The 3,068-nt window shown below is 61.0% G+C and carries 3 protein-coding genes; all 3 read right to left on the reverse strand.

Annotated elements, in window-relative coordinates:
* Positions 1-135: 135 nt before the first annotated feature.
* Complete coding sequence (locus EOA32_RS35635) at positions 136-381, reverse strand: hypothetical protein (RefSeq protein WP_067000612.1); 246 nt, start codon at positions 379-381, stop codon at positions 136-138.
* A 100-nt stretch (positions 382-481) separates the two neighbouring features.
* On the reverse strand, positions 482-1,951 hold the full coding sequence (locus EOA32_RS35640; RefSeq protein WP_245499506.1) for a winged helix-turn-helix domain-containing tetratricopeptide repeat protein: 1,470 nt from the start codon (positions 1,949-1,951) through the stop codon (positions 482-484).
* Between the two features lie 173 nt (positions 1,952-2,124).
* On the reverse strand, positions 2,125-3,068 hold a 944-nt coding region (locus EOA32_RS35645; protein WP_128374184.1), incomplete at its 5' end, for an HWE histidine kinase domain-containing protein.

Genomic DNA, 3,068 nt, shown 5'->3' on the forward strand with positions numbered 1-3,068 from the left:
TAGGAGTGGTGCGCTCATCCTCCAGCGGCAGGAAACGCTCTCTTCCGCTACCGTCTTTCCCCTTCATCAAACTGCCAGTTCCGGCTTCGCTGCGACCGGGCGCGTTCCTGCCGCTGGAGGATGAGCGCACCACTCCTAGCCGTTGAAGGCGGGCAGCGGCTGCGAGACGGTGAGACTTGCAGAATATACCGGCCTGCCGGCTTCGTCATGAACGGCAACGGTCACAGTCTCATCCAAGTCGCTTGAGGCGATTTCGTCTGCAGCGATATCGTGAAGCGCCTTCAGCGCTTCTCGTCGCAGGTCGGTGAGATTGCCGAGGTCGACCCAAGCATCGCCGAGGCTTTGCCCATTTCGGAAGACTTCGAACAGATAGTTCGGCATGCATTATTGTGGGCCGCACGAGATGCACCCGCATTCAAATTTGAGAGATGGGAAAGCATCCATCCCTCCGAGTGTGAACGTAGCCTTCCCTGGGGTGCGTTCAGGCGGGAAAACCGGCCTTTCTGAAGCCTGATGTGAAAAGCCCGAGGGCGACATGCTCGGCGAACGGGAGATTTGAAATCAGCCGGAGAGTCAGGTCGTGTTTCCTGGTCAGTGCCTCCTCGACTTCAGCGCGCGCCTTCTCCGTCTCGCCCAAATGTGCGTAAGACGCTGCGAGGAAAGCATGGACGAAGAATTGGTCGCCAGCCTTCTGATACGAAGCGACGGCTTCCGAGTACCTTCCAAGCAGGAAAAGGGAGCTACCCTTCACCTCCCAGAACCACATCGGTGGTACCGGCTCGCGCAGGAGCGCTGTTTCGAGCACGTCGAGCGCCGCCTCGGCCCGCCCGCCGTAGTTGAGCCAGCTTGCGTAATCCCCCGCTATGTTCACGTCCAGCGGGTTCAACGAGCGCGCTCGCTCGAAATGCACTCCCGCATCGCTGTGTTGGCGCATGTGCGTAAGCACCAGCCCCATGCTCTGGTGACAGACGCCATCGCTCCTGTCGAGAGCGAGCGCCGTTCGAGCGGCGTCCCAGGCCTTCTGTAGCGTCCGCAGATCGTTGTCGTACCAAAATCTGCCGACGAGGGCCTGCGCCAGGAAGGCGTGACCTTGAGCGAATGCCGAATCGAGCTCGACACACCGCGCGAAGAGGGGCTCGGACTTGTCCAGTTCATACCGGTAGAAGTGCGCGCGCCCCTGCAGGTAGTAGTCGTATGCGTCCCAATCGGTCGGACGCTTGCGTCTGCTGCGGCTCGCCGAATCGGCCTCCGTTTGGCCTTCGACCATCGAGGCGATAAGAGCCGCAACCTCGTCTTGCAATGCGAAGATGTCGTCGAGGGCCCGGTCGTACCGTTGGGCCCAAAGGTGGGTGCCAGTGGCGGCATCAATCAATTGTGTGGTGATCCGAATGCGATCACCGAGCTTTCGTATGCTGCCTGCGACAAGGTAGCGAACTCCGAGCTTGCGGTGGGCTTCGGCAGTGTCCAATGTCGGGTGACGGAACTGAAACGATGAATTGCGTGCGATGACGAGCAGGGAGCGAAACCTGGCCAGCTCCGTAATTATGTCCTCGGTTATGCCGTCGCTGAGATACTGCTGGTCCGGATCGCCGCCCGAGTTGACAAAGGGCAGCACCGCGATCGACGGCTTGCCGGGCGGTGGGATCGCCCCGTAGGACGCGCTCGCCACCGGCTCGACAGTCCCCGTGAAGCGGTACCCGAGGCGAGGCACTGTGGCGATCCACTCACCGCCGTTATCAGCCGGACCGAGTGCCTTTCTCAGCGTCGCGATTTGGACGGTAAGGTTGCCTTCCTCAACGGCGGTGCCCGGCCAGGCAGCGTCCATCAGCTCGGCCTTCGTCAGGATCTCACCGGGCCGTGCGGTAAGCGCAGCAAGCAGCGTCAGCCCACGATGCCCAACAGTGATCGGGATCTGGTCTTTAAGAAGCGTCCCCATGTCGGGATCGAGCACGAACGGACCGAAGGCGATGCGACACCGCTGCATTTGGGCATATTAGACGTTTGGAAGTTGTCGGAACAGGCACCCCCTAAATTCCCGGGCCAAACTCTCCGTTCTTCCTAGGTGGTAATGCTGAAAGACGTCGCGGGTCTCGTCGCCGTCTGGTGTTTGCGTCGGCACTTACGCTACTTGCTGCGGTCCAATCCCACCTTAAAAATGCAACGCAGCCCGGAGCGATCGTAGACCAGCTCAACCCCGCCCGTTCTTTCGCTGTCGAACACTCGCTGCAGGAGTTGCGTACCAAAGCCGTGTTTGCCAGGCACGACCGGCGGGCCGCCTTCCTCGCACCATTCCAGGACCAGAATTCGGCCCCCATCGACGTATTCCAACCGCCACGAGATCGAGACCGATCCGGTAGGATTGGAGAGCGCCCCATATTTGATGGCGTTCGTGGTAAGTTCATGAATGGCCAGCGCGAAGGAAAGCGCCACGTTCGAGGGCAACCAAACCGGCTCGCCTGTGAGATCGAACCGATCGAGAGAGGCATGCGGGTCGATCGAGGCGGCAATGAGCGTGCTGAGATCGGCACCGCTCCAATTCTCCCGGGTGAGGATATCATGCGCTTCTGCCAGCGAAACCAGCCGGGCCGAAAGCGCCTCCTTTGCGAGCGCGAGGCTAGTTGCGCTGCGCATCGTCTGGCTCGCGATTGCCTGAACTACGGCCAGCGTGTTCTTGACCCGGTGGTTTAGTTCATTGATCAACAGTTGACGCTGCTCCTCACTCCGTTTGCGCTCGGAGATGTCGAGGCTGATCTGGACAGCGCCTATTACCGAGCCTGCCGCATCGCGGACGGGCCGCGCGCTGGAAAGCAGGTACCGTTGCACCCCGGATGGCAGCGTATAGGCGAATTCCTCACTGTCAGTTTCCTCGCCGCGCATGGCTCTGCTCAGCGGACGGTCTTCCCGGCTGATGGTCTGGCCGTCTTTGTACGCCAGCGTATCAATCACCAGGTCGGGCGTCCCAAAGGATCTCCGGGACTCCGTCGACAGGCCCATCAGTTCCGCCGCGAACCGGTTGCGGATCACCTGTCGCGCTTGCGGATCATAGGTGAACCAGACCGCCACCGGCG

This window comes from Mesorhizobium sp. M1A.F.Ca.ET.072.01.1.1, assembly GCF_004023325.1.
Lineage (GTDB): Bacteria > Pseudomonadota > Alphaproteobacteria > Rhizobiales > Rhizobiaceae > Mesorhizobium.